The sequence below is a fragment of the Zoogloea oleivorans genome, from assembly GCF_008107625.1.
GTDB lineage: Bacteria > Pseudomonadota > Gammaproteobacteria > Burkholderiales > Rhodocyclaceae > Zoogloea > Zoogloea oleivorans.
Map to the genome: position 1 here is coordinate 1 of NZ_SDKK01000009.1, position 20,749 is coordinate 20,749.

Here is a 20,749-nt window from a genome sequence, read left to right on the forward strand (position 1 = left end):
TGAAACGCCAGCACTGCGACCCTCTGCAGCACCGCTGAAACACCACCACTTCACCACCCCGTCCGCGTTTCGTTTCCGGCAACGCTGCAACGAAGAGGCCGCATTATATATAACAATCAAACTCCGTCAACATCATTGCGAAAATAAATTGCGACTAGAACCCGAACTCCCGCCACATCACACTCGCAACACTGCGCAGGAAGCGCAGCCCCGGCGCCTCCCAGTTGCCGGCAATGGTTACTTTGCCCCGCCAGCTGTGCTGCCTGGAACTTCCCTCCGAGTGGATTTTGAGCGACACCCTGTAAACCGTTCTCTCTGGATGCAAGACTCCATTCTTCTCCCGAACCTGTATGTGCCCTCCAAACAGGGTGGCCAGTTCCGGTTCAGTCAAGGTACGGGAGGCATCCCGGTCGATGCCTGTTACTTCCAGCCGCACTGTGGGGCCCTCTAGACTGTCACTGATGAAGAGGGCTCGATCCCCGACGGCAATACGCTGGATATCCTCGCCGTCCACATAGGTAACAACCTGCCGGGGGCCTTTGCTGATCAGTCGGCCCAGCACTTCGTGGTTACCCACCCAGTCGCCGACCTGGATATCCGGATTCAGGTCCCTCAGGACACCCTCATAAGGCGCAGTCGGTGCATAGCGGGCCGTATCTGCAGAGATGGTGCTTTCCTCGGCCTGTGCAGTGAGCAACTGTTCATTCAGCACCTGCCAGTCCTTGCGCGTTTCCGGGTCGAATCCGGCAGAGGCGGATTGCAGGGAGAGTCGCTCCCGACGCGCTTCGCTCTGGTCACTGCGGGCCTGCAGATTCGGCGAGCTCATTTCCAGAAGCACGGCACCGGAAGCCACGGCAACACCGTTGGCAACCGGCAGCGTGGCGATCCGGGCGTGCTCAGGGGCGTAGATCACGAATTGATCCCGGGGCTGCAACAGGCCACTGGTGGTGATCCGTGTGGGCCAGGGCACGACGAACAGGGTGAAGAGCAAAGCCCCCATCCAGGCGCTGTGGCGGGCACGACGACTCTGTCGAATGGCGGGCCAGCGATCCCGCCAGGCCCTGATTTCGGTCCAGATGGGCAAGAACACAAACCAGACGATCTCGACCAGAAACAGCCCAATTCCCACGGCCTTGATGAAGAACTGGTAAACCAGCACCGCAATGCCCAAAAACAGGGTCAGACGATAGAGCCAGGTTGCCCACGCAAACAAGATGAGCCACCGCTGCTTGCGCTTCGGGAAATGCTCCGGAGCGGGCTCGCCCAGCGCGAAGAGCCTCTCCCGCAAATCCCACCGTGCGATGGCAAAGGCCCGGGCATGCAGGTTGGGGAGTTGAAAATAATCTGCAACGAGAAAATAGCCGTCAAAACGCATGAAGGGGCTGGCGTTGATGACGATGGTGGAAACCCAGGTGGTGGTCGATAGCAAGAATGCGATGGACTTGGGCCCGCCGTCCGGAAGCCAGGCCCAGGCCAGAGTGGCCCAGATGGCGATGGTCAGTTCCGTGACAATCCCGGCGGCTGCCACATGCAGTCGCTGATCGCGGCGAGTCAGCTTCCAGACTTCGTTGGTGTCCGTGTAGGCCACCGGCCACAGTACGAGAAAGGCCAGACCCATGGTGGGAACCCGGCAGCCATAGCGTTTTGCCGTGACGCCATGCCCCAACTCATGCAGCGTTTTGACGCCGGCGATCGTCAGGCCATAGGCCACCACGCCTTCCCAGCTCAGCATATCCACCAGGGTTGCCGAAAACGGCTCCCATTCCCGATAGACACTGACCACACCGGCGACTGCAGCCATCAGGGTCAGATGCAGGAAGGTCCGGCTGAAGAAGAAATCCAGGTGTGTGTGCCAGCGGGACAGCCAGCGATCCGGCTTGATCAGCGGTATCCGGAAAAACAGATAGTTGTGCAACAGCCAGCGGGTCGTGCTGCCGCGCCGTAGTTTGAGCATCTCGGCCAGTTGTGCCGCACAACCGGGGGCCGTCTGCAGAAGCTGGTTTGCTTGCAGGAACTGCAGCATCCCGCCGACATCTTCCAGAGTAATGTGGAGGGTCGTTTCCTGGGTAACGGCATCAACGATGCGCAAGGGGTCATCCAGGCGCCAGTGGCTCAGGATTTCAAAGCTGGGCCAGTCCAACTGATAGAAGAGGTTGCGTACCGGATCATGGAGTGTCCAGGTCGGCTGTCCATCGGGCAGCCGGGGCCCGGGCAACAACGCAATCTCTTCTCGAAGCGGGGGAAGGTACTGGTTCATCAAATCGCCAGGAATTGCCGAATGCTGGCGAGGGGACGGCGCAGAACCCAGTAGCCGAGTGGCGCCCAGTCCCCGTGGAACTTGGCGGTGCCCTTCAGACCGATGCGCGGCCCGGCGGCGGTATCCCCCAATCTCGCCCGGGCCCGATAGGCGTAACTGCCATCGGGACGCGGCACAGCCTCATGGCTGATATAGCGCAGCTGACCGGAGACCGCCGAAAAGGGGCTCGCAGCCAGATACAGACTGACAACGGCACCATCGTCCAGCGGAATGGCGTCGCCGATCGAGAGCCAGGCTTCAATCTCGACCTCGTTGGGATGGGCGATCCGCATGACCCGTTCTCCGGTCTGGACGGGACGACCGATCCATTCGGAAGGATCATCGAAGATAACCACGCCATCCTGGGGGGCCAGGACTTTGGAACGTTCAAACTGGCTGCCGAGAAATTCAGCCTCAGCCCGCTTCTCACCGATCTTGCCGATCAAGCCGGCCAGCTGCCCCTTCGACTTGGCGTCCGAAACCGCCATCTGGGCAAGCTGCCGGTATTCGACCTCTGCCGTCTCCAGGGTTTGTCGGGCTACCTGCAGGCGGCTGCCCATAGGCGCCTCATCGAAGCTGAAAAGGATTTGCCCGGCCTTCACCGTCTCATTCGGCTGCACATGGAACTGCCCTATCACGCCATCCATCGGCGCGCGAATCACCGCGGGATTGGCAGGAACCAGCTCTCCCGGAGCCAGAACCGTCAGGCGCACCGGAAACATGAGCAGCAGAAGTATTCCCAGGCCGATCCGACTCGAACGGCGCTGCCACCATTTGCCTTGCGAAGAGCGGCCCGCCCCTTTCTCGCCCATCAGCGAAAAGGACCAGCCCGACGGCTTGACGCGGGCCAGCCAGGCATGGCGCCAGCTATCCAGCCATTCCCCCAGCAAGATCAGGCTGTCATCGCCGAAATGGATCTCCCCGGCAAGCAGCAACCCCCCCGGGCAGCTACCCGGGTGCTCGGCGCTGACCGCGATGGGTATCCACAGGGCCTCGGCAGGGAACCATTCCGACCATTCGGCCGCCACTTCCGGGCTCAGATCAGCCGGGCCAACCCGACGGGACGACAGGATTTCGCTCCTGGACAGCTCCCGGCAGACCCGGCTCAGCCATTGCGCATAGGGCGCATTCTCTTCGGGTTGCAGTACGCCTGACAGGGTCCTCACGCCGCCCTGCTCGAACCACAGGACAGACTGCCGGTAGGGCACCAGCAGGCGCGTGTCGTTGACCAGCAGAAAAGCCAGCTCATCAAGCCCGGCCGCCGCGCGGGCGCGGTGACCGAGATCAATGAGACTGAGGAGTGGATTGGCCGATTCAGGTGAGGTATCGATGATGCTCATGCCTGATTGCGTAGAGCCGCCTGGGCGCCACGGGACAAGGCGGCCAGCCGTTCGGATACACCCAGGGGACGGCTAGCCATGCGCAACTGCTCGCTCAGACCTGCCCGTCCGGCAGGAACCTGGAGAGTCTGGCTTTGGACGTCCCGCTTGCCCACCACGATCCGGAAGGTGGTGACCGCTTGCCGGCCTTCGCTGTCGCGCGCCGTCACCTTGATGAACAGTTCCCCCTCAAATCCCGGTGGCGCCTGCACGTCGATCTTGCCGGTGCGCGGATCAAAGGACACCCAACTGGGCAAAGGCTGACCATCCACCTGACTGATACCGACCTGCACGGTGGCATTCGGGTTGGTGTGCGTGAAGGCATCGACGGGAATGATGATTTGCACCTGGCGGGCATCTCCCAGAACCTGGTTCGTCATGCCGCGGCCAACCAGAAGGGCATCCGGTGACCCGGGAAGATGGGGGGCCACAATGACCTGAAAACCACCGGGAATGACCGCCTGGGTCAGCCCTCCGGCCACAGTGGTCGACGATTCCGAGCGGGCGCTGAAGCGTTCCACCACGGGGACGGGAGTCGTCACGGACGGGATCGGGGTCGGGGCCTGCACGTCTCGGGCTCCACCTGCGGGCAAACCGAGGATCGACGCCGGGGGCAGGAATTCCGCCACAGGGGCCAGTATCTGCGGCGGATTACTCACGGGTGCCGGGGCGGATTCGGGCGGTACTGATGGTTTGGGCTGCACCTCCGGCTGAACGGGGAGCGGCACGCCAGTCACCACTGACGTTGCTTCACTCACCCCCCTTTCCGGCGTGCCATAGCCATCGACATACACGGCTACAACCCGCAACGCCTTGCCCACCAATGTCGAATCGATTTGCAGTTGTGCACCGGTGGCACCGGGAATTGCAATCCAGCCTTCCTCGGCATCAGAGACTTGCCACTGGTAGGAAACCGGTCCCAGACCATCGGCGTCGGCCAGTGTATCGCTGGCCATGAGGGTCGCGCCCTGAGTCGCAATACCGCTGATGATCACGCTGCCAGCGGGAGCATCGTTGACGTTAGCTACAGCACCGGTGGTGGCGGACGTCACGCTCTCCGGCGTGCCTTGTGCGTCGGTATAGCTGGCCGTGACGGCAATTGTCTTGCCGATCAGAGCAGGGCTCACCACCAGGCTGACACCCGTGCCAAGCGTATTGCCGTCACCGTCCTTCCACGTGTAGGTGATAGCGCCCAGGCCATCCGCATCGGTCAGGGTGTCGCTGACCGCAAGGGTCTCGCCTTCGGCGGCAGTACCGACGATCGTTACGCTGCCGACAGGGGCCTCGTTGACGTTAGCCACGGCAGCGGTGGCAGCGGACGTCACGCTCTCCGGCGTGCCTTGTGCGTCGGTATAGCTGGCCGTGACGGTAATCGTCTTGCCGATCAGTGAAGGGCTCACCGCCAGACTGACGCCCGTGCCAAGCGTATTGCCGTCACCGTCCTTCCACGTGTAGGTGATAGCGCCCAGGCCATCCGCATCGGTCAGGGTGTCGCTGACCGCAAGGGTCTCGCCTTCGGCGGCAGTACCGACGATCGTCACGCTACCGACAGGGACATCGTTGCCGGCCGTCACGCGGACGTCGGCCCCATCAGTAGCGGTAGAGAAGGCCGTGGTGCCGCCATTGATTGTCGTGTCGGCGCTACCACCATTGCTGCCATTGCTCTGGTCCCAGGCACGGAAGCTGATGACATCGGTGAGAAGGCCGCTCACATCGGCATTCGGCTGAAAATAGATCAGCGCGGTATCGGCCAGCAACAGGGCGCTGCCCGCCGACACGACGGGAGCCGCACGCCAGGTGGCACCGCCGTCGATGGAGTAATGAAGCGTCCCCTGGGCGCTGACAGCGCTGATCGCAATGCCCACGTGGGCGTCGCCATCGGTCACACCACCGACCAGCGAAGAGACGAGGGTCGCCCCCTGCCCCACACCGAGGGTCACACCGTTCCCCGGGGCTGCCGCATCTTCCGGCATCGCCGTCAGGCTCAGCAGCGTGTCGGCCAGCACCGGTGCGTTGTTGGCGCGGGTCAGCACAAGATCGTTACCGGTACTGCCGGCATAGCTGATCGTGACGGGATGCCCGTCAATCGTGGCAGTGAAGCCCTCGGCGAGACCGTTGAAACTGCCGCTGACAGCATCAAGGCCATCATTGTCGATGAGGATGAAGCTGTCGCCGCTGATCGGCGTATAGCCGCCACCCAGCGTGGCCGCCAGGGTAGAGCCATCGCCGAGCATGTTGATGTCCACTGCCCCGGTTACGGCAATCTGGTCGTAGTCCGTCCCTGCAGTGGTGCCGTTGATCTCCATGGACAGGCCGCCCTCGGCGACGGTGAGGCCGCCACCCAGGGTGATCCTGCCGGGGCCGCTAATGCCAGGAGCCAGGGTGCCACCGGCCTGAACGGTCACTGCCCCGGCCACCGTGCCCGTGCCGGCCAGCGTGGCGCCCGAGGACACACCAAGACTTGAGGTGGCAGATAACACGCCGGTAACGGACAAGGTTCCGGCCGACACACTCGTGACACCGCTGTAAGTGCTGTTGCCCGACAGGGTCAGCGTCCCGCTGCCGGCCTTGGTCACCCCACCGGTACCACCAATCACCCCCGAAAACTCGGTGGAGCTACTGTTACCGCCGGCCGTCAGCGTATTGGCTCCGAGAGCCAGCGTACCCGCTCCGGCCAGCGAGCCGATGGCCTCGGCCTGCGACAACGTGAGCGTTGCGCCGGCAGCGACCGTGACGGCGGTCGTGTCGGCCACAGCCCCGCCACTCCGATTCAGCGTCAGCCCGCCCGCCGAGACGATGGTGGCACCGGTATAGGTATTGTTCCCGGTGAGGGTCAGCGTACCGCTACCGGCTTTGGTCAGACCACTGTTGGCGCCGGAGATGACACCCGAGAAGATGGTCGAGGTGTTGTCAACCCCGGTCGTCAGCCGATAGTTTCCCAACGCAACGCTGCCGGCACCGCTCAGTGAGCCGATGGTTTCGCCCCCTCCGCCCAGGGTCAGGGTGGTTCCGCTGGATACCGTCACCGCGCTTGTGTCGCCGATGCTGGCGCCGCCGATCACGCTCAGATTGCCGGCCGACAGGTTGATGGCGCCGGAATGGGTGTTGGTCCCGGACAGCGTCAGTGTCCCGTCCCCCGCCTTGCTCAGCGCCCCCGTCCCCGACAACACGCCCGACAAGGTGACGGCGCTGCCGTTGAAGATCGTGGCGTCGTCGGCGATCGCGATGGCGTTGGAAACCGTCACGCCGCTGCCGGTGATCGTCAACATACTGCCGCCTGCCAGCGTCGCCGTACCGGTTCCCAGGTTGCTGCCGCTGCTGATCGATACACCGTTGGCGCCACGGATGTCCGTGCCACCAGAATAGGTGTTGGCCCCCGACAGGGTCAGGTTGCCACCATTGATCTTGGTCAGCGCCCCGACGCCGGAAATCACACCGGACAGCGTCAGGGTCTGGCTGACGTTATTGACGTTGATCGTGCCGCCGCCAACGCCCAGCACGATGGCGTTGTCCATGGTGAAAGTGCTCCCGCCATTCTCCAAAGCACCGCTGTCCAGCGTGATGGCGCCGCCGACCATTCGCGAATCGGAACTTGCCTTCACCGTCCCACCCGTGACCGTCAAAGTCGCAGCTGCGCCGGAGTTGTTCGTATTGTCCAGCGTCAGGTTGCCGGCACCGGCCTTGGTCAGCGCAGACGAACCGGAAATCTGTCCCGCCAGGGTGACTGCGCTGGCGTTGGTGATGCGGGAGTCGGCCGACAGCGCAATAGCGTTGTCGATGGTGACGCCGCTGCCGGTGATCGTCAGGTCGCCGCCATTCAGCGTCACGGCCCCGCTGCCGAGATTGCCGTCGGCGGCGATACTCAATGTGCCGGCGGTCACCGAGGTGTTTCCCGTGTAGGTGTTGGCACCCGACAGGGTCAGCGTACCCAGCCCGCTCTTGCTCAGGCTGCCGGCTCCGGCAAGCTCGCTGCCGATGGTTGCCGTGTTGCCGCTGCCGTTAGTGACATTCAGATCACCACCCACGATGAGGGTGCTGCCGGCAATGCTTAATCCATTGGCCCCACCAAGGTTCAGGATATCGCCGCTGCCCACTGTGGCAGTGCTGCCCAGCGTAATGGTGGCGTTGTCACTCAGCACCACACTGACGGTGTCGGCGCCCCCCTGCGCAGCGCCGCGCACCAGGGCTTCCCGCAGCGAGAAGCCGTCAGCCGCATCGTTGCCGCTGTCGTCGTTGCTCTGATCGACGACGATCGTCGAACTGGTAACGGTGACGTCGGCATGAGTGGTGCTGCTCCCGTCGCTCAGGGCAAAGCGGATCGTCGCATCGCCATAGGGCGTGTCGTTGCGATACAGGATGCCCTGCATCACCGACTGCACCAGTGCCTGGGTGGCGTCGGCACCTCCGTTGGCAAAGCTGATGGTCAGGGTGCCACCCGTGTTCGTGAAGGTGGCAAAAGTCTGCCCGCCCGCTTGCAGGTTCGCGCCACTGACCGTGAAACCGGATGCACTGAAGCTGAACAGATCGTTGGCGGACGCATCCGCGCTGCCATCGGTAACGCGACTCACCGTCAAGGTCGCGCCGTTCCAGTTGGTCGCGTCGTTTTCCGTGTCAGTGACGGAAAGGGCCGTACCGCCATCCAGCGCCACCGTGTTGCCAACCCCCGCCCAGGCGACACTGTCGCCGGACAGAGCGGTGATGACCGGCGGCGCATTGGCGCCCGCCACGGTAATGCCGTTGCCGGTCAGGTCGGCGACGGTCACCGCCGCATCGGCCCCGGTGGCCCAGTCCTCTGCAGCCTCCAGGTTGTAGGTGACGCTGCCGGTCGAGCTGGTGCCGTTGTTGGTCAGCCGGGTAGCGACAGCCGCCCTGTCTGTCACGCCCAGCGTTACCGTGAAGCTGGTGGAGCTGGTGATCTCGACATTGGAGGTGTCGCCGGTCAGCGTGTAAGCCGTGCTGTCGCCGCTGAGTGTGAGCTTGGTGACGTCGATATCGTTGGGGCTACCGGACTTGATCACGAAGTCCGTGCCGGTCACCACCAGCACGCCGGTGACTGCGTTGTAGGTGGCGGACGTAATGGTCGGAACCGCCACGTTGCTGGCAGTGATACCGTTACCGCTTGCATCGACGTCGGTGACACCCGCAGCGGCACCTGCAGCCCAATCCTCCGCAGCGGCCAGGTTGTAGGTCGTCGCACCGGTCGAGCTGGTCCCGTTTTTGTTGATGATCTGGTTGATCGCCGCCCTGTCGGTGGCACTCAAGGTCAGGCTGAAGGCCGTGCCGGAAGTGATTTCCACATTGGCGGTATCCGTCAGCGTGTAGGTCGATCCGCCTTCGCCGGTGAAGGTGAGTTTATTGGCGACGATGTCGTTGGTGGCACCGCTCAGCTTCAGAAAGCCGGTGCCGGTCACGGCCAGTACGCCGGTGCTGGCGTTGTAGGTCGATGAGGTGATCGCCGGAACTGCCACATTGCTGGTGGTGATGCCATTGCCGGTGGCATCGGCAATACTGGTGTTGCCGATAACGGTGTTCCAGTCATCGGCGACGGCGAGGTTATACGTCGTGCCGCCCGTCGTGGAGGTGCCGTTCTTGTTCAGCATCTGGTTGATCGCCGCCTTGTCGGTAGCGCTCAACGTCAGGGTAAAACCGGTGCCGGAACTAATCTCGACATTCGCGGTGTTGGTCAGCGTATGAGTTGCACCGCCTTCGCCGGTCAGCGTGAATTTATTGGCGGTAATATCGTTGGCCGCCCCGCTGGCCGCCACCAGATTGGTGCCGGTCACCACCAGAGACCCCGTGCTGGCATCGTAGGTGGAAGATGTAATGGTCGGTGTCTGTACATTGCTGACGGTAACGCCATTGCCCGTCAGGTCGGCGCTCCCGGCGGTGGCCGGATTCCAGTCGGCAGCCGCCGCAATATTGAAAGTCGTGCCGCCAACCGACGAGGTACCGTTCTTGTTCAGCAAACCTTCCACATTGACCTGGTCAGTGGCATTCAGCGCCACGGTAAAGGACGTCGCCGAAGTGATCTCAACATTCGACGAGGTCAGGGCATAGGTTGCGCCTCCCTGTCCGGTAAGCGTCAGCTTGCTGACATTGATATCGTTGGTTGCACCTGTCGTGGCAAGCAAGCCCGTGCCGGTAAGCACGAGAGAGTTGGTGCTGGCGTCGTAAGTGGCGGAGGTAATCGCAGGGGGCTGCGGGGGCGGGGTAAAAACAATGTCATCCGCCACGAAGGTAACGGAACCGCCACCAAGGGCAGTTACCTTGATTGATGTGACCATTCCCCAGTCATTCGTGCCAGACAAGTTGACCGAATAAATGGGCAGGCCACTTCCGTTGTTAAGGTTACTGTAAGTGGGATTGACGTCATAGGTATAGGTTGTGGCACCGTTGAAGCCTTGTATGCTGAAGCTGCTGACCGGTCCCGTATTTGCCGAAAAACCCACCAGAAAACTCGAAACATCCACCGCCTGATTGAACGTGAATTGAAGGTAGGCATTTCCATTGGTGGAGGAATAGAGGACGGTGTCACTGCCTGTATTCCATGTGCCCAGCGACGTATCACTGGTTGTGGCAGAAACCGTTACGCCGCTCACTGTTTGGCTGACGGTGCCAGTGCCGGAGCCAACGCCGCTTTCAAAGTCGAACACCGCGAGGGTGTACTGGTAGCCTTCAATCGCTTCCGTTGTAACAGGCAGGACGGTCTCTATGCTTCCGGTCTGTCCTTCAAGAACCCAGTCACCACCGTAAATACGGGCACCGGTGGTGTCAGTGGAGGCCGCTATATCAGCCTCAGTCGTCTGTGCCAATGCCGCGATGAAGGCCGCACCGTCCGATCCTTCTGCCACATCGCAGCCGTACAACAAAATATCTGCATTCACATCGAGCGTGCGGCCAATAGCCGCCAGTTCGCTGCTGTGGTCATCCAGATTTTGCGCCGTTAAATTAAGCGTCCCCAAGTGCAGCGAAGCCTCGGAACCATGAGAGAAGATGTGAATGGCATCAATGCCGCTGCGCCCATTGAGTATTTGTACCATCTGGTCCAGACCGTCCCGGGTCGAGTCGAGGACATGAACTTCCGCCCCCGGCTTCAGCCCTGCCAGCAAGGTCTGGTAGTCAACGACGTTACTTTCGATGAACACGATTTCAGTGCGCACGCTACCGGCTGGCGGTGTGGCCAGAGCGAGGGGCTGCAGGTTGACGGCATCTGCGTGGGGACTGGCGTCACCCGATTCAAGTACATGAGATACATCGGCCACCGCAGTCACGGCCGCCCCGTCAAACATGAAGCGCTGCTCCAGCGCCAGGGGCCGAATGCCGTGCAGCGCGAGCTTGCGCCGGCTCGGCAGGGGGCTGGCCGCGCGTTCTCCACTCACCATGAGACTCCCCGCCAGCAGGGTCGCCTCGCTGCCTTCGGCGCTACGGCTGGAAGCAGACTTACCCTTGCTGCGCACACACTCGGCAACAGCCACAAAGGTGCGGGTAACTTCATTCCAGACAGTGCGGTACAAACGATTCATGGTGACGCTCCCAGCGGGGGATGAATTACTGGCCAGCCGACGGTGCCATCAGCACCTTGCCGCTCATGCCTGCAATGAGTTCAGTAAATTTGCCGTCGATCACGGCGTTGAGCTTGATGGACTGGCTGACCGGATCCACCCGTGCGCCGATCCGCTGCACTTTGGCCGGATAGGTCTTGCCCGTCTCGTCGATACGGACTTGCAGGGCTGAGCCGGTCTTGATCCAGGCCAGCCACTTGGAGGGCACGATGAATTCCAGCTCGAGCACCGAATCGTCGATGATTTCGAGCACGGCCTGGCCGGGTTGCACGTATTGCTGCTCGCGCACCTTTTGCTCGGCAATACGCCCGGCGTAGGGCGCCGCCACATTGCACTTGCCCAGCACCGCACTATTGGCGGCAACCTCGGCCCGCGCCTTCATGACTTCGGCTTCCGAGATTTCCAGCTCCACCTTGCCGACCGAGTTGAGCTCGGCCAGCCGCTTGTTGGCTTGCCAGGTCTTGTCGGCTGCGCCCAGGGCTGCCCGGGCCTTGTTGATCTGGGCTTGCTGCAAGGAGCAGTCGAACTGGATCAGGCTTTGCCCCTGCTTGAAGGCGCTGCCTTCCGAAACCGGCAGCCGGCTGACCTTGGCGCCGATTTCGGCGGCCAGGGTGGTGTAACGCCGGGGCGACAACTGGGCGCGGATCTCCCGCTTGTCGAGGGCGCTGGCAGTTGGCGGAGCCAAAGGCGCCGCCGCGGTGCCTGGAGCGGCGACGGCCAGGGACGACGCCAGGACAGCGAGCACAACCATCAGGCCCTGAAAGGTTTGCGGTGTCATGCCGCTTATTCCTTGGCCGAGGCCGTATCGGCTTCAGGCAAGGGCGGAAGCTTGCCCGCCTCCCAGCTCTGCAGCGATTGGGCGACGGCGGCGCTGAGATCCTTGAGGGGCATGCGGTCACTGCCTTCGATCAGGGGTTCCAGCCCGAGGGTAGCCTGCAGCCGTGAGGCCGCTGCCTGGGCGTTGGAGAGCGCCTGGTAGCGACGCAGCACGGAAAGGATGGAGGCAGTCTGCTGGGAGACCCGCTCCAGCTTGGTCTGCTTCTCGGCCTTTTCCTGATTGACGATGTGCTCGGCGATGCGGGTGTCCACATCGGCAATGGCGTCGGCCCGTTCGAATTGACGGCTCGCATTGGCGTACTGCAGGCGCGCAATGTGCAGCTGCGTGAGCACCGCCATCTGGGTAGAAATGCGCTTCTGATCGGCCAGGGCAACACCCGCATCGGCGAGGCGCATTTGCGCCGGAGCAGCGAGGAGCCCCAGCAGGTTGAAGGAAATCTGGGCGCCGGCCTCATTCCACGACTGGTTGATCAGGAAGGAGTCGTTGCTGTTCTTGAGCGCGTAGTTGAAGGAAATCCCCGGAAACAGCCGCAGCAGGGCCCGACGGGTTTCCTGCTGGGCGATGCGCGCGTTGTACATGCTCTCCCGCAAGTCGGGATTGAGCATGAGGGCGTGCGCCTCCATGTTCTCGACCGGCACATTCAGCCAGGCTGACTGGACGGCACTGACCGGCTCGACAATCTTGAAAGGTTGGGACAGGGGCAAATTGGTGAGAGAAGCCAGTTCAACGCGAGCGGTGGACAACTCCTGCTCGATGACCTCCAGGAGCCGGATGTTCTCCAGCAACTGACGCTGATAGCGCAGGGGCTCGAGGGGTGGGCGGATTTGTTCGGCTTCGGCCTGGCGGGAGTTCTTCAGAGCCCCTTCGGCATCCTGGAGCGTGCTGCGCAAGCTGCCTCCCAGCTTTTCGGCGGCAACCACGCGCCAGTAGGCGGTGCGCACATCCTGGATCAGGTTGTGCAGGGCCTTGCGCCGCCGCTCGGTGGCCACCAGCACCCGATCGGCATTTTGCTTGGCGGCATAGTAACTCTGGCCAAAATCGAGCAGGCTCCAGGAAAAGCCCAGATCTGTCGTCAGCGCCTCGCGACTGGAAGAAATGTATGGGTTGGCCAGCGAGGGCTGACCGGTGACCGAATCCTGACTACGGCTGATCAGATCATTGTTGCGGTAACGATAACCGGCCGAGGCAACCAGTTTCGGCAACATGTCGAAGTTGCCGGCTTCAAAGGTGCCATGGGCCACGGCCTCTTCCATGGCCTTGAGACGACGATCGGCGTTGTACTTGATGGCCCGGGCGATGGCCTCTTCGAGGCTGAGCGCACTGCCCAGGGGTTCGACATTGTGGTTCAGGACAGCCTTGTCAGCCTGGGTGCTGGCAAGAATATCCGCCGGCTTGAGCGCCTCGGGCTGCAGCGAGGCACACCCCGTCAGGCCCAGTGCAACGGCCAAGGCAAGGAGTTTCCTGGCCGGAAAATAGACGGGAGAGTGAGTTCTGGATTGATTTTTCATGTTGGCAGAGGGCTGGGCGTTGAGCGCGTCAGCATCAAAAGTCTTGAATCCCCAGTCTTTGCCGATCCGGGGGGCTATGCAGTCATGGCCTGGAACACATCACCGGCCTCGCCAGGACAAAAAGGTGCTTCCATCGACTTGCGGGCGTTTCCCACGCAAGCGGCAAGGCATGTTTTTGATAAAAATCGCATTTTCCCGAAAATTGCTATCGACTCGAATTGACTGTTCTTGAGTTTTTTTGAGGTAACGTCTGATCATCTGCATACAAGGAAAAATCCGATGAAAACCAGATCCGCCCTTTTGCAGCTCGCCGCCCTGGCGGCCAGCCTGCCCGGCCTCACCCATGCCGACACTGTCGGCTGCGTCACCACTGCGTGGAAACTGGTCGGCGCCAATCACAAGGTCTGCGTCGAAGCCTTCCACGACGCGAAGGTGCCCGGCGTCACCTGCCACGTCAGCCAGGCCCGCACCGGTGGCGTATCGGGGAGCCTCGGGCTGGCGCAGGATCCGTCCCAGTTCTCCCTGGCCTGCCGGCAAACCGGGCCGATCACCCTGCCGGCCAAGCTGCCGGAAAGCGACACGGTATTCAGCGAAGACACCTCGGTGCTGTTCAAGGAAACCCGCGTCGTGCGCCTGTGGGACAAGGCCAACAACACGCTGGTTTATGTGGCGATCAGCCGCAAGCTCATCGACGGCGCGCCGGCCAACAGCATATCCACCGTACCGGTGATGCCGTGGGGCAGCAGATAAGGCAGGCCATGCCAGTCAGGTTGATACCCGTCAAGGCCGCATGAGGCACGCGGCAGCGACAATCGTCCCAAACCCTTCTGAAGGTCAGGCCATGTTCCGCATCTCCAGCTACATCCGTGAAATCGCCGCCCCCACGCCTCTTGGCCCGCGCCGCCATCCGCCCGGGCCGGTGGTGATCTGGAACCTGATCCGGCGCTGCAACCTGACCTGCAAGCACTGCTATTCGATCTCCGCCGACAAGGACTTTGCCGGCGAGCTGGGTACCGACGAAGTTTTCACGGTGATGGACGACCTGAAGGGCTTCCGCGTGCCGGTGCTGATCCTTTCCGGCGGCGAGCCGCTTCTGCGCCCCGACATCTTCGAGATTGCCAGCCGCGCCAAGAAAATGGGCTTCTACGTCGGCCTGTCGTCCAATGGCACGCTGATCGACAAGTCGAACATCGACGCCATCGCCGCTGCCGACTTCGATTACGTCGGCGTCAGCATTGACGGCATTCGTGACACCCACGACAAGTTTCGCCGCCTCGACGGCGCCTTCGACCGCTCCCTGGCCGGCCTGCGCCTGTGCCGCGAACTCGGCGTAAAAGTGGGCGTGCGCTACACCATGACCCAGGACAACGCCGCCGACCTGCCCGGCGTGCTGCAACTGGTCGAAGACGAAGGCATCGACCGCTTCTATTTTTCGCACCTCAACTATGCCGGCCGCGGCAACAAGAACCGCGCCGACGACGCCCACCACATCCTCACCCGCGACGCGATGGAACTGCTTTTCGAAACCGCCTGGGATTGCGAGCAGCGCGGGCTCGACAAGGATTTCACCACCGGCAACAACGACGCCGACGGCCCCTTCTTCCTGCAATGGGTGCAGCGCCGATTCCCCAACCGGGCGGCCCACATCGAAGCCAAGCTGCGCCAGTGGGGTGGCAACTCCAGCGGCGTCAACGTCGCCAACATCGACAACCTGGGCAACGTGCACCCGGACACCATGTGGTGGCATCACACCCTCGGCAACGTGCGCGAACGGGCCTTCTCGGAGATCTGGACGGATCTGTCCGACCCGCTCATGGCCGGCCTCAAGCAATCGCCGCGCCCCGTGAAAGGCCGCTGCGCCGAATGCCGCCACCTGGCCATGTGCAACGGCAACACCCGCGTGCGCGCCCAGCAGCTCACCAACGACCCCTGGCAGGAAGACCCGGGTTGCTACCTGACCAACGCCGAAATCGGCGTGGCCGACGGCGACCGGCTGGAAGTGAAACCGTGGGTGCGCCTTGCCCCGGCGGCCTGACGCATTGCTGTGGGTCGGGCTTCAGCCCGACTCTTCCCCTTGATCGGCGCAGGCTGTCGGACAGAAGTCCGACCCACAGGACGATTCAAACCATGACCAAAATTTTTCCCGGCCTCGCCTTGGCAGCGCTGGCCCTCACGGCCTTCGCCGCCCCCGCCTTGGCCGGCGCACCCGAACTGTTCACCCAGCACTGCGCCAGCTGCCACGGGGCCAGCCGCCTGGGCGCCATGGGCCCGGCGCTGCTGCCAGCCAGCCTCGAACGCCTCAAACGCAAGGACGCCGTCGCCACCATTCGCGATGGCCGCGCCGCCACCCAGATGCCGGCCTTTGGCGCCGTGCTGTCCGCCGCCGACATCGACAGCCTGGCCGAATGGGTTTACTCGCCGGTCACGCCCGCCCCGAGCTGGAGCGAAGCCGACATTCGTGCCTCCCGCATCGAACCCTTCCCCGCTGGCAGCCTGCCGGACGCCCGCCAGGGCGACGTGGCCAAGGCCGATCCGATGAACCTGTTCATCGTTGTTGAAGCGGGCGATCACCACGTCAGCGTGCTCGACGGCGACCGCATGGAGCGCATCTTCCGCTTCCCGTCCCGCTACGCCCTGCACGGCGGGCCCAAGTTCACGCCGGACGGCCGCTACGTGTTCTTTGCCTCGCGGGATGGCTGGATCAGCAAATTCGACATCTGGAACCTGAAAATCGTCGCCGAAGTGCGCGCCGGCATCAACAGCCGCAACGCCGCCGTGTCGAGCGACGGGCGCTACGTGGCAGTGGCCAACTACCTGCCCGGCAACCTGGTGATCTTCGATGCGGATTTGAAGCTGCTCAAGGTCATCGACGGCCGCAACCTGAAGGGCGATGTCGGCTCACGCATCTCGGCGGTGTACGACGCCGCGCCGCGCAAGAGCTTCGTGGTCGGCCTCAAGGATCTGCCGGAAATCTGGGAAGTGTCCTACGACCCGCAGGCCAAGCCCTTCTTCGACGGCTACGTGCACGACTACAAAATGGGCGAAGCCATCGCCACGCCAGGCTTCCTCAACCCCCGCCGCACCGAACTCGAAGAGCCCCTCGACGACTTCTTCTTCACCCAGAGTTACGACAACGTGGTCGGCGCCTCCCGCGAGGGCCGCGGCCGGGTCGTCAATCTGGACGTGCGCCGCCCCATCGCCAGCCTCGATCTGCCCGGCATGCCCCACCTGGGCTCCGGCATTTCATGGCTGCGCGACGGCCACCGGGTGGTCGCCAGCACCAACCTGAAAGACGCCAGGGTCAGCGTGATCGACATGCAGAACTGGCAGACCGTGGCCAGCATCCCGACCCTCGGCCCCGGCTTCTTTTTGCGCAGCCACGAGAAAAGCCCCTACGCCTGGGTCGATTCAATGATGAGCCCGACGGCCCGCGACACCCTGCAGGTGATCGACAAGCAGAGCCTGCAGGTGGTTGCCCAGGTCCGCCCTGAACCGGGCAAGACCTTCGCCCATGTCGAGTTCGACCGCTACGGCCGCTACGTGATTGCCAGCCTGATGGAAAAGGACGGTGCCCTGATTTTCCTCGATGCCAACACCTTCAAGGAAATCAAGCGCCTGCCCGCCAGCAAGCCGATCGGCAAGTACAACCTGTTCAACAAGATCCAGCGCTCGGAAGGCACCAGCCACTGAACGAAATCCGGGTTCAGCAGCCCAGGCTGAAACGCTTGTCGGAGGCACTCAGGCGGCGTGCCTTTTGCATTTCGATGTAGGCCGGCCCCTGAGGCTGGCGCAGGTGGGCGTCGATCTGGTCGATCAAGTACATCAAGGCCCGGCATTCGGCATCCTTGTCCGATTCGGCGTCGGAACGGGGCGTCGCCGAGCGGGGAGCCGCCTCCGATGAAACCGGCGACCGGCTGGCAACCAGACGGCGATACTGTTCGGCGTAACTGGCCGTGGGCGTACCGGGCGGCGGCGTGCGCAGATCGATGATCTCCTGGCGCTCACCGGCAGCACAGGGCAGATCCGAAAAAGTCTGGCTACCTCCGCCCGTGCAACGGTAAGCCTGATCGGGGCCGGCAAAAACAGGCTGACGAACTGCCGACGCTGGCACCGGAAGCCGAGGCGGCGCCACTCCCGGCTCGGGAGCGGCCGGAGGCGGAAGGTCATTACCCGCGGTTGGTGTCCGATACTGCTCCGACCAATAGGCGATTGCCCCCGTCAGCAAAAGGGCCGCCAGGAGCACGGAGCCTTCCTTCATGCGCGGACGCCCCTGCTCTGCCGGGACTCAGCAGCCAAGCGCCATGCGCTTTTCAACATACATCCGCCGCCGCGCGGCCAGTTGTTCGATGGCCGCCGGAGACTGGGGGCTCAGCAGGGCGGCATCAACGCCGAGAATGACCTCCTGCAACTCCTCGCACAGGGCGACCCTGGCGGCACCGTCGACACTGCCTGCCACCTCCAGGTGTTCGGCAGGTGCCGAGGGCGGACGGGCGGCGCTGGGCGGGAAGACAGGCTCGGCGACCGGCGGCCGGGCACCCCAGCCACGCAGCCGGTAATGGTCGGACCAATAAGCGATCCCGACCGCCAGCAGCAGGGCAACGAGGAGGGCGGAACCTTCCTTCACGGTTTGATCTCGGTTGGCATGGGGCGGAATTTATCATCCGGCTCCCCGGAATGGGTGCGATCCCCGACACGATGGCGGCAAGATGGCTTGAGCGGCATCAAGGTTCAGGCCGCCGGGTCGGGCCACTCTGTCGTGCCCAACCCATTCTGCAGCGAGCCCCGAAATGTCCGAAGCCCCTACCCCCGTGATTGTCGACGCCCGCGGCTTGATGCCGCCGGAGCCGCTCAACCTGACCCTCGAAGCGCTCGACACGATGCCGCCGGACGGCGAAGTGCTCCTGCTGATCTACCGGGAACCGACACCGCTGTACGACATCCTGCGGCGCAACGGCTACACCCATCGCACGGAGACCAACAGCGATGGCGAATTCGTCATCCACATCCGCCACGCGGCAGCCGCCTAGGCCGCTGCCCGGCGGCATTTCAGTCGTGTTCGGCGAGGCGGGCCGCGTCGTGGATAAGAATGTGCTTGCCCTGCACCGAGATGAGGCCGGCGTCGGACAGTTCGTGGAAGATCCGCGACAGGGTTTCCGGCGTCAGGCTCAGGCGCGAGGCAATGACCTGCTTGCTGGTCGGCAGCTCGACGGCGTGCTCGCCCTTGGCCGCGCAGGGCACGCTTTCGGCCAGTTGCAGCAGGTAACCGATGACCCGCTGGGTAGACGAGCGCAGCGCGTAGGATTCCACGTCCCGCACCATGGTGTGCAGGCGGATCGACATGCCCGCCAGCAGCTTGCGGGCAAAGCGCGGGTCCTGCTCGATCTGGCCAAACACCGCCGCCGAACCGATGTGCAGCACCAGCGTATCGGCCAGCGCATCGCCCAGCACCGGATAGGGCTGGTCGAGGAACATCACCGCCTCGCCGAAGCTCTGCAGCGGGCCGAGGATTTCGACCACCTTCTCATTGCCCTGGGCCGAAGTGAAGGCCAGCTTGATCTGGCCCCACACAACCAGGAAAAAACCCTTCGGCTGGTCGCCCCGCTGGAACAGGCGATCCCCCTTCTGCAGGCGGCGTTCCCGGGTGGCGGCGGCCATCACGGCCAGATCCTCCGGGGACAGGGCACTGAACAGGGGCATGCGGCTCAACAGGCCGGGGATATCGATCTTCTCGGTGGACATGGCGCTAACTCTCTACTCGGGCGAAGTGCCGCAAGAGGATTCTAACCCTCCCAGCACGCCCTGCACCCTTCACGAAAGCTTCGTACCCATTTATGGTTAAGCCCGCCCCGATCCAGCTCAAGCAGGCCCCGGCCAGCCCGCCGCCCGCCAACACGCCGCCGCCCTCCCGCGTCGCAATCCTCTTTGCCGCCCCCCACCGGCCGATGTTCCTGGCCGGCGCAGTGCAGACTGTGCTGACCTTCATCCCGTGGCTGTGGGAACTCCTCGCCCGTACCGGCCTGGTGGCGGGGCCGGCGTGGCCGTGGCCACCCGGCTGGGTGCATGGTCTGTGGGCGGCCTACGGGATCTTTCCGTTCTTCGTGTTCGGCTTCCTGCTGACCGCCATGCCGCGCTGGCAGGGCTTGCCGGACACCCCGGGCGAGGCGGCACGGCGGCCCTGGCTGCTGCTGGTCAGCGGCTGGCTGGTTTTCGATATCGGACTGTTGATCACCCATCCGGCGCTGCGCATTGGCGGCCTGGCACTGGTGCTGACCGGCTGGCTGCTGGCCCTGCGCCTGCTGCATCCGGTGGCCTTCAAACCCGGCGGCGGACGCCAGCATCCGGCCACCGCCTGGCTGGCGCTCGCCGCCGGGGCGCTGGGGCTCATCGCCTGGCTGGGCTTTGCCGTGATCGACGACCCACGACTGGCCCGGATCGGCATCGCCATCGGCCTGTGGTGGCTGCTCGCGCCGCTCTTCATGGTGGTCAGCCACCGCATGATTCCGTTCTTCTCGGCCTCGGCGCTGCCCAAGTACGAGCCCGTACGACCCGACTGGGCGCTGTATGTGCTGGTCGGCGCCAGCGTCGTGCACGGCCTGCTGGCCAGCGCAGATCTCGCTGCATGGACCTGGCCGACCGATCTGGCCGCCGCCGGCACCGCCTTCTGGCTGAGCTGGAAGTGGCAGTTCCGGCGCAGCTTTGCCGTGCGCCTGCTGGCCATGCTGCACATCGGCTTCCTGTGGCTGGGCATCGCCTGGCTGCTCGCCGGGGTGCAGGGCCTGCTGCATGCGGTCGGTGTCGCCACCCTCGGCCTGGCCCCGCTGCATGCCATGTCGGTGGGCTTCTTTGCCACCATGACACTGGCGATGGTGTCGCGCGTCACCCTCGGCCACTCGGGCCGCCCGCTGGTGGCCGACAGCCTTACCTGGCGCCTGGCCCTCGGCCTGCACGCGGTGGCAGCCCTGCGCGTACTGGCCGACATCGTACCGGTCGGCCATGCGTTGCTGCTGGTCATCGCCGGTACCGGCTGGCTGGCGGTTTTCCTGCCATGGGCAACAAGGCTCGTTCCTGTCTACCTGTCACGCCGGGCCGACGGCCGGCCGGGCTGAAATCAGGAAATATGCCCGCATCGAGGTGCATTTGCTGGCCATAAGCACAATGAATTGGGA

At 63.6% G+C, this 20,749-nt stretch carries 14 protein-coding genes; 6 read left to right on the plus strand and 8 right to left on the minus strand.

Annotation, left to right across the window (positions count from 1 at the left end):
• Positions 1 to 154: 154 nt before the first annotated feature.
• Genes ETQ85_RS10600 through ETQ85_RS10620 form a run of 5 tightly spaced genes read right to left on the minus strand, consistent with a single transcriptional unit; the run spans position 155 to position 13,523 of the window.
• Positions 155 to 2,257 carry a site-2 protease family protein gene (locus ETQ85_RS10600; protein ID WP_148579033.1) on the minus strand — a complete coding sequence of 701 codons (2,103 nt, stop codon included), beginning with the start codon at positions 2,255 to 2,257 and terminating at the stop codon, positions 155 to 157.
• Positions 2,257 to 3,636: an efflux RND transporter periplasmic adaptor subunit gene (locus tag ETQ85_RS10605; protein WP_148579034.1), complete on the minus strand. Its 1,380-nt coding sequence runs from the start codon at positions 3,634 to 3,636 to the stop codon at positions 2,257 to 2,259. Before ETQ85_RS10605 ends, ETQ85_RS10600 begins: the two co-directional genes overlap by 1 nt.
• Positions 3,633 to 11,198 carry a DUF4347 domain-containing protein gene (locus ETQ85_RS10610; RefSeq protein ID WP_148579035.1) on the minus strand — a complete coding sequence of 2,522 codons (7,566 nt, stop codon included), beginning with the start codon at positions 11,196 to 11,198 and terminating at the stop codon, positions 3,633 to 3,635. Before ETQ85_RS10610 ends, ETQ85_RS10605 begins: the two co-directional genes overlap by 4 nt.
• A gap of 25 nt (positions 11,199 to 11,223) precedes the next feature.
• Complete coding sequence (locus ETQ85_RS10615) at positions 11,224 to 12,015, minus strand: efflux RND transporter periplasmic adaptor subunit (protein WP_222862131.1); 792 nt, start codon at positions 12,013 to 12,015, stop codon at positions 11,224 to 11,226.
• Positions 12,016 to 12,020: 5 nt separating this feature from the next.
• Positions 12,021 to 13,523 (minus strand): TolC family protein, encoded by a 1,503-nt coding sequence (locus ETQ85_RS10620; RefSeq protein ID WP_246128733.1) that lies wholly within the window; start codon positions 13,521 to 13,523, stop codon positions 12,021 to 12,023.
• Between the two features lie 48 nt (positions 13,524 to 13,571).
• Here ETQ85_RS10620 and ETQ85_RS10625 point away from each other — a divergent pair, with 48 nt between their 5' ends.
• From ETQ85_RS10625 to ETQ85_RS10640, 4 genes are all read left to right on the plus strand, one after another.
• Positions 13,572 to 13,805 (plus strand): hypothetical protein, encoded by a 234-nt coding sequence (locus tag ETQ85_RS10625; RefSeq protein ID WP_148579037.1) that lies wholly within the window; start codon positions 13,572 to 13,574, stop codon positions 13,803 to 13,805.
• Between the two features lie 57 nt (positions 13,806 to 13,862).
• The gene (locus tag ETQ85_RS10630) at positions 13,863 to 14,333 is read left to right on the plus strand and encodes a CreA family protein (protein WP_148579038.1); all 471 of its coding nucleotides are present in this window, start codon (positions 13,863 to 13,865) and stop codon (positions 14,331 to 14,333) included.
• A gap of 91 nt (positions 14,334 to 14,424) precedes the next feature.
• Positions 14,425 to 15,618 carry a heme d1 biosynthesis radical SAM protein NirJ gene (nirJ, locus tag ETQ85_RS10635; RefSeq protein ID WP_148579039.1) on the plus strand — a complete coding sequence of 398 codons (1,194 nt, stop codon included), beginning with the start codon at positions 14,425 to 14,427 and terminating at the stop codon, positions 15,616 to 15,618.
• 92 nt (positions 15,619 to 15,710) lie between these two features.
• Positions 15,711 to 17,273: a nitrite reductase gene (locus ETQ85_RS10640; protein WP_148579040.1), complete on the plus strand. Its 1,563-nt coding sequence runs from the start codon at positions 15,711 to 15,713 to the stop codon at positions 17,271 to 17,273.
• A gap of 13 nt (positions 17,274 to 17,286) precedes the next feature.
• Here ETQ85_RS10640 and ETQ85_RS10645 read toward each other — a convergent pair whose 3' ends face one another.
• A complete protein-coding gene (locus ETQ85_RS10645) occupies positions 17,287 to 17,715 on the minus strand; it encodes a hypothetical protein (RefSeq protein WP_187394671.1) in 429 nt (142 codons plus the stop codon).
• 153 nt (positions 17,716 to 17,868) lie between these two features.
• A complete protein-coding gene (locus ETQ85_RS10650) occupies positions 17,869 to 18,207 on the minus strand; it encodes a hypothetical protein (protein WP_148579042.1) in 339 nt (112 codons plus the stop codon).
• Between the two features lie 163 nt (positions 18,208 to 18,370).
• Here ETQ85_RS10650 and ETQ85_RS10655 point away from each other — a divergent pair, with 163 nt between their 5' ends.
• A complete protein-coding gene (locus ETQ85_RS10655; RefSeq protein WP_148579043.1) occupies positions 18,371 to 18,610 on the plus strand; it encodes a sulfurtransferase TusA family protein in 240 nt (79 codons plus the stop codon).
• A gap of 19 nt (positions 18,611 to 18,629) precedes the next feature.
• Here the strand turns inward: ETQ85_RS10655 and ETQ85_RS10660 are convergent, their stop codons facing one another.
• Positions 18,630 to 19,322, minus strand: a complete 693-nt coding sequence (locus ETQ85_RS10660) for a Crp/Fnr family transcriptional regulator (RefSeq protein WP_148579044.1) — start codon at positions 19,320 to 19,322, stop codon at positions 18,630 to 18,632.
• Positions 19,323 to 19,414: 92 nt separating this feature from the next.
• Here ETQ85_RS10660 and ETQ85_RS10665 point away from each other — a divergent pair, with 92 nt between their 5' ends.
• Positions 19,415 to 20,689, plus strand: coding sequence for an NnrS family protein (locus ETQ85_RS10665; protein ID WP_148579045.1), 1,275 nt, complete (start codon positions 19,415 to 19,417; stop codon positions 20,687 to 20,689).
• The last annotated feature ends 60 nt before the right edge of the window (positions 20,690 to 20,749 follow it).

What these genes read in the sequence shown, in the direction of transcription:
- ETQ85_RS10630 (WP_148579038.1), top strand. Translation starts at nt 13,863, where the DNA reads ATGAAAACCAGATCCGCCCTTTTGCAGCTCGCCGCCCTGGCGGCCAGC.
- ETQ85_RS10660 (WP_148579044.1), bottom strand. Translation starts at nt 19,322, where the DNA reads ATGTCCACCGAGAAGATCGATATCCCCGGCCTGTTGAGCCGCATGCCC.
- ETQ85_RS10600 (WP_148579033.1), bottom strand. Translation starts at nt 2,257, where the DNA reads ATGAACCAGTACCTTCCCCCGCTTCGAGAAGAGATTGCGTTGTTGCCC.
- ETQ85_RS10610 (WP_148579035.1), bottom strand. Translation starts at nt 11,198, where the DNA reads ATGAATCGTTTGTACCGCACTGTCTGGAATGAAGTTACCCGCACCTTT.
- ETQ85_RS10665 (WP_148579045.1), top strand. Translation starts at nt 19,415, where the DNA reads ATGGTTAAGCCCGCCCCGATCCAGCTCAAGCAGGCCCCGGCCAGCCCG.
- nirJ (WP_148579039.1), top strand. Translation starts at nt 14,425, where the DNA reads ATGTTCCGCATCTCCAGCTACATCCGTGAAATCGCCGCCCCCACGCCT.
- ETQ85_RS10615 (WP_222862131.1), bottom strand. Translation starts at nt 12,015, where the DNA reads ATGACACCGCAAACCTTTCAGGGCCTGATGGTTGTGCTCGCTGTCCTG.
- ETQ85_RS10655 (WP_148579043.1), top strand. Translation starts at nt 18,371, where the DNA reads ATGTCCGAAGCCCCTACCCCCGTGATTGTCGACGCCCGCGGCTTGATG.
- ETQ85_RS10640 (WP_148579040.1), top strand. Translation starts at nt 15,711, where the DNA reads ATGACCAAAATTTTTCCCGGCCTCGCCTTGGCAGCGCTGGCCCTCACG.
- ETQ85_RS10605 (WP_148579034.1), bottom strand. Translation starts at nt 3,636, where the DNA reads ATGAGCATCATCGATACCTCACCTGAATCGGCCAATCCACTCCTCAGT.